The 5,791-nt window shown below is 74.7% G+C and carries 5 protein-coding genes; 1 reads left to right on the top strand and 4 read right to left on the bottom strand.

Annotation, left to right across the window (positions count from 1 at the left end; genetic code table 11):
• The 3 genes from AE652_RS33810 to AE652_RS33800 all read right to left on the bottom strand — a co-directional run.
• Positions 1-617, bottom strand: a 617-nt coding sequence (locus AE652_RS33810; protein ID WP_049658617.1) for an AMP-binding protein, incomplete at its 3' end; no start/stop codon positions are given.
• On the bottom strand, positions 614-1,810 hold the full coding sequence (locus AE652_RS33805; protein ID WP_049658615.1) for a cytochrome P450: 1,197 nt from the start codon (positions 1,808-1,810) through the stop codon (positions 614-616). The genes AE652_RS33810 and AE652_RS33805, both read right to left, overlap by 4 nt.
• 29 nt (positions 1,811-1,839) lie before the next feature.
• Positions 1,840-2,592: an oxidoreductase gene (locus tag AE652_RS33800; RefSeq protein WP_049658613.1), complete on the bottom strand. Its 753-nt coding sequence runs from the start codon at positions 2,590-2,592 to the stop codon at positions 1,840-1,842.
• A 382-nt stretch (positions 2,593-2,974) separates the two neighbouring features.
• Here AE652_RS33800 and AE652_RS33795 point away from each other — a divergent pair, with 382 nt between their 5' ends.
• Entirely contained in the window at positions 2,975-4,063 is a 1,089-nt protein-coding gene (locus AE652_RS33795; RefSeq protein ID WP_049658611.1) for an NADH:flavin oxidoreductase, read from the top strand.
• 106 nt (positions 4,064-4,169) lie between these two features.
• Here AE652_RS33795 and AE652_RS33790 read toward each other — a convergent pair.
• Positions 4,170-5,791 (bottom strand): condensation domain-containing protein (locus AE652_RS33790; RefSeq protein WP_049658610.1); only part of this gene is annotated, 1,622 nt, incomplete at its 5' end.

The raw sequence follows: 5,791 nt of genomic DNA, 5'->3' as shown, positions 1-5,791 counted from the left end.
CCGCCGGCCTCGGCCAGCCGCCGGGCGGCGGCCTCGACGGCGGCGCGCTCGGCGGGGACCCCGGGGTGGTGGTCGAACACCAGGAGGCGGCGGACCGACGGCTGCCCGAGCACCGCGGCGACGGCGGTGTCCAGCCGTTCGACGCTGGTGGCGAGGAGCCGCGGCCCGGTCTCCGCGACGATGGGCGCCAGCTGGGAGAGCGGCGCGCTGGCGTGCAGCGGCACGGAGACCAGGCCCAGGTGGACGCCGGCCAGGTCGACGGTGGCGTGGTCGGTGCTGCTGAAGCCGAGGACGCAGATCCGGTCGCCCGGGGCCAGCCGGTACCCGGGCTCGTGCGCCCAGGCCCCGGCGAGCGCCCGGACGCGGGCCCACAACTCCCCGTAGCTGACGGTGTCGTACCTCGGGAGCAGCCGCCCCGTCGCCTGGTCGCGGGCGCGTTCGCCGAGGGCGGGCCGGTCCCGGTAGGCCGCCATGACGGTCGCCATGATCTCGGCCGGGCTGGTGGCCGGATCGGCGAGCGCCGCCCGTACGGCCTCCGACTGCCCCGTCGCGCCCGGCCCTTCCGACTGCCCCGTCGCGCCCGGGCGGCGGCCGGCCCCGGCCGTGGCGGAGCTCACCAGGCGACCGGCAGGGCGTCGGCCCCGCGGATGAGGCGTTCGGTGCGCCAGCTGATCCGCTCGGGCGGGACGGCGAGGTGCAGCCCCGGCAGACGGCGGACCAGGGAGCCGAGCACGGTGCGCAGTTCCATCCGGGCGAGCTGCGCGCCGAGGCAGTGGTGCACGCCGTGCCCGAAGGTGACGTGCGGGGACGCGCTGCGGTGGAAGTCGATGCGGTCGGGCTGCTCGAAGACCTCCGGGTCCCGGTTGGCCAGCCCGAGTTCGGCGACCACGGCGTCACCGGCGCGGATCTTCTGCCCGCTGAGCTCCAGGTCCTCGACGGCGATCCGGGTGAACCCGGCGGTGGCGCTGATCGGGACGACCCGGGAGAGCTCCTCCACCGCGCCGGGGATCAGGCCGGGATCGGCGACCAGCTCCCGCCACAGCTCGGGGCGGGTCAGCAGGGTGTAGACGAAGTTGCCGATCTGGTTGGCGGTGGCCTCCTGGCCGGCGGAGAGCAGGCTGACCCCGAGGCCGACCAGTTCCTCCTCGGTGAGCGCGTTCTCCTCGCCCTCGACGGAGGCCAGTTCGCCGAGCAGGTCGGCGGTGGGGTGGACCCGGCGTTCGGCGACCAGGCCCGCCAGGTAGTCGTTCAGGTGCCCGCGGTCGCGGGCGGACAGCTCGGGGTCGGAGAGCGTCAGCAGGCCGTCGACCCAGGAGTTGAACCGGTCGCGGTCGGCGAGCGGCACCCCGAGCAGTTCGCAGATCATGGTGACCGGCAGCGGCCAGGTCAGGGCCTTGGTCAGGTCGGCCGGCGAGCCCGACGCGATCATCGCGTCCAGCAGCTCGTCCACGATCTCCTGGGCGCGCGGCCGCAGCGCCTCGACCCGGCGGAGGGTGAACGGGTTGGCCACCCGGCGCCGGAGCCGGGTGTGCTCGGGCGGGTCCATGCTCAGCATCGAGGTGCGGGGGAGGCCGGCCGAGACCGTGCGGGGCACGTGGTCGCCGACCGCCTCGGCGCGGCTGAACCGGGGGTCGGCCAGCACGGCGCGGACGTCGGCGTAGCGGCTGACCAGCCAGGCGTCCCCGCCGAACGGCAGACGGACCCTCAGCACGGGCTGCTCGCCGCAGACCGCGGCCAGCTCCGGGTCGATGTCGAGCCGGTGCGTCGGGCCGAACGGATAGGCGCGGGGCCCGTCGTCCGTCGCGGTCATGTTGTCAGTCCTTCCGGTCCCGGGGGCGGTCACAGTGCCGCGATCCGCCCGCCGTCGATGACGAGGTTGCTGCCGGTGATCCAGGAGGCGCGCGGGGACACCAGGAACCCGACGGCCTCGGCGATGTCCTCGGTGCGCCCGATCCGGCCGAGCGGGATCCCCTCGGCCCAGTCCGCCGTGTCCGTCCCGAGCCCGAGGTAGTCGGCGATCCCGTCCCGGGCCTCGTCCGCGCCCGGCGTCATGACGTTCCCGGGGGAAAGCGCGACGACCCGGATGCCGTCCGGCGCCAGTTCGGTCGCCAGCCCTTTGTGGTAGACCTCCAGGGCGGCTTTCGCGGCGGCGTAGTGCAGGATCACCGGATAGGACGAGACGGTGGCGATCGAGGACATGTGGACGATGACGCCGCCGCCTCCCGAACGCATCGCGGGGACGAGTGCGGAATTGAGCCGGACGGCGGAGAGGAAATTGATGTCGACGGTGTACTGCCAGTCCTTCTCGATGTCCAGCGCGCTCTGGAAGGTCCGACAGCCGCCGGCGTTGTTGACCACGATGTCCACGCCGCCGAGGATTTCCAGCGCGGTGTCGGCGAATTCCCGGACACCGGCCGCGGTGCTGAGGTCGGACGGTACGAAGGCGGAATCGGCCGGGGTGTCCCCGGTCGGTTTGCGCGCGGTGGTGACGACGGTGGCGCCGCTCTCCAGCAGCTTCCGTGCGATGCCGGCGCCGATGCCGCGGCTTCCGCCGGTCACCACCGCCCGCTTTCCGGCCAATTCCCGTTCCATTCCGGTTCCGCCGCCTCTCCCTGGTCGGAAAACCTGTCCGCGACGCCTTTCGGCAGAAGAGACGCTTTTCGGCGCACGGGCGGGTACGGCCCGGTGCCGGTGCGGAAGGGCGGCGCGGAACCACCGCGGACCACTATCCGCGACCCGCTTCGGCAAGGTCAAGAAGATTGTGTCGATGCAGTGCATCGCCTGGCGCGGTGCAGAAAGGCGGTCGGCCGCCGGGCGGGCCGATGCCGCTGGACGCCGGGAACGATAGCCCCGATAATCGTCGAATTGCCGACGTACGGACCTCCGGTATGAGACGGACGGAAACACCGCCGCGGCGCGGCGGGATATCGCCCGGGGCGTCCGGCCCGGAATTCAGACGAACTCGGGAGGAACAATGGCGGGCTTGGGAGAGCCGTTCACCGTGGGCGACCTGACGGTCCCGAACCGGATCGTGATGGCGCCGATGACCAGGATGAAGTCCCCCGGAGGGGTGCCGGGCCCGGACGTCGCGGAGTACTACGCCCGCCGTGCGGCCCACCGGGTGGGGCTGATCGTCACGGAGGGCACCTACATCGGCCGCCCCGCCGCCGCGGCCTACGACGGGGTCCCCCACTTCCACGGCGAGGAGGCGCTGGCGGGCTGGTCCCGGGTGGTGTCGCTGGTCCACGCGGCCGGCGGCCGGATCGTCCCGCAGCTGTGGCACACCGGGGTGCAGCGCCCGGGCACCGAACCGCCCGCCGAGGGGCCCTCGGGGATCGGCCTGGACGGCGGCCCGGCCGGGCGGGCCATGAGCCAGCAGGACATCGACGACGCCGTGGCCGCCTTCGCGCACGGCGCCGCGGACGCCGAGCGGCTCGGGTTCGACGGGGTCGAACTGCACGGCGCGCACGGCTACCTGATCGACGACTTCCTGTGGCACGGCACCAACCGCCGCACCGACCGCTACGGCGGCGACCCGGCCTCCCGGGCCCGCTTCGCGGCCGAGGTGGTGCAGGCCGTCCGGGCGGCGGTGAGCCCCGGGTTCCCGGTCCTCTTCCGGCTCTCCCAGTGGAAGGTCGGCCGCTACGACGCCCGGATCGCGGAGAGCCCGGAGGAGCTGGAGCAGCTGCTGACCCCGCTGGCCGAGGCGGGGGTCGACGCCTTCCACGCCTCCACCCGCCGCTACTGGCTGCCCGAGTTCGAGGGCAGCGACCTCAACCTGGCGGGCTGGGCGCGCAAGCTCACCGGCAGGGCCGCCGTGACGGTCGGCTCGGTCGGCCTGGACCGCCAGTACGGCGAGGGCGTGTTCACCGACGGCTTCACCCGGCCGGCCGGGCTCACCGGCATCGAGGAGCTGGTCGAGCGGCTGGAACGCGACGAGTTCGACCTGGTCGCGGTCGGCCGGCCGCTGCTGGCCAACCCCGACTGGGCGGAGCGGGCGCTCGGCGGCGGGCTGGCCGGGGCGGTCCCGTACGACCCGTCGGTGCTCGCGACCCTGGTCTGACCACCGGACCGGCTGACCGGCTGACAGAAGGAGGGCCGGGCCCGCGGCGTGTGCCGCGGGCCCGGCCCTCCGGTGTCCCCGCCCGGCGGCGGGGACACCGGCCCCGCTACCGGCCGGCCACGACCTCCCGCAGGGCCGCCAGCCAGTCGTCCGCCAGCCACCGGGCGGTGGCCTCCTCGAACAGCCGGGTGTCGTACTTCAGGAAGGCCTTGTAGCCGTCCTCGTCCCGGTAGACCTCCAGGGCGAGGGGATACTCCCCCGGGTAGGGCAGGTCGTCGAAGGCCCGGAGGTCCAGGTCGCCGGGAGCGGTGGGCGCCCCGTTGGTCAGCAGCTCCGCGCCGTCGAAGTTCTGGAACAGGAAGTTGGTCCGCACCAGCGGTCCGTCCCCGTCGCCCCGGGCCCGGACGATCTCGGCCAGCGGGTAGGCGCCGTGCTCGATCCCGGCCAGCACCCGGCGGTGGAGGGAGCGGAGCAGCCCGGCGACGTCCTCCGTGGCGGTGGACCGGATCGGCAGGCAGTTCGCGAACTGGCCGACGACGTCCTGGAACCGCTCCTCGTAGCGGGCGGCCGTGGTGACCCCCGCGATCAGGTCGTCCTGGCCGGTCACCCGGTGGAGGAAGCGGGTGTAGCCGGCGAGCAGCACGGTCGAGGCGCTGACCCGGTGGCTCCTGGCCGTCGTGGCGACCGCGTCGGCCAGCTCCCGCGGCAGCCGGGTCACGACCACGTCAGCGCGCGGCAGCCGCCCCGGGACCGGCGGGCGGTCGTACGGAAGGTCCAACCGCCCGTCCGCGCCGGCCAGTTCGGCCAGCCAGTGGTCCCGGTGCCGCTGCCCGCGCGGGCCGGCCAGCAGCTCCTCCTCCCAGGCGGTGTAGTCGCCGAACTCGGCGCTCCGCAGCCGTCCCCGGCCCCGGTAGGCGTCCTTGAGGGTGCGGACCAGCAGGGCCGTCGAGGTCCCGTCCAGCAGGATGTGGTGCGCGGTGACCAGCAGCAGCCGGCGGCCGTCGGGCAGGGCGGCCAGGTGCGCCCGGACCAGCGGGCCGGCGGCCAGGTCGAAGGGCGCGCCGACCAGTTCGCGCAGCGCGGCCAGCCGGCCGTCCCGCGTGGTGGGCGTGAGGTCGACCCGTTCGAAGGACGGGCCCCGGGCCGGATCGACGTCCAGGTACGGGACGCCGTCCCGCTCGGCGACCACCGCGCCCAGCAGCGGGTGGATCCGGGCCTGCTCCCGGACCGCGCGTTCCAGCGCCGCCTCGTCCGGGTCGCCGTGGACCTCGAACAGGAGCGGGAGGTGGTAGGCGACGGAGTCCGGGCAGCGCACCTGGTCCCGGTACATGGTCAGTTGGCCGCGGGACAGCGCCCAGCGCCGGCCGGGTTCACCGGTGGTGCCGGTGGTGTCGGGGGCGCCGGCGAGGCGGGCGCAGAGGGCGTCGACGCTCTCGGCCTCGAACAGCAGGGTGGGGGAGACGTCCTCGCCGAAGTCCTCGCGCAGGGCGTTGGTGAGCTGGAGGACCAGGATCGAGTCCAGGCCGTAGTCGGTGAGCGGGGCCGAGGAGTCGATCCGCTCGGCCGGGATGCCGAGCACGGTCGCCGCCTTGGCCAGGACCAGCGCCGCCGGATCGGCCGGCGGCCGGGCGGTCAGGGTGTCCACCGGCAGGGTCTCCACCGGCCGGGCGGGCCGGGCGTCGACGGGCCGGGCGGGCCGGGGGTCGACGGTGGGCGCCTGCGGTCGGG

It is taken from the genome of Kitasatospora sp. MY 5-36 (assembly GCF_001182915.1).
In the GTDB taxonomy this organism is placed as follows: domain Bacteria; phylum Actinomycetota; class Actinomycetes; order Streptomycetales; family Streptomycetaceae; genus Kitasatospora.
Note: the sequence above shows the minus strand (reverse complement) of the source record. Positions and strands in the feature narration are given on the sequence as shown.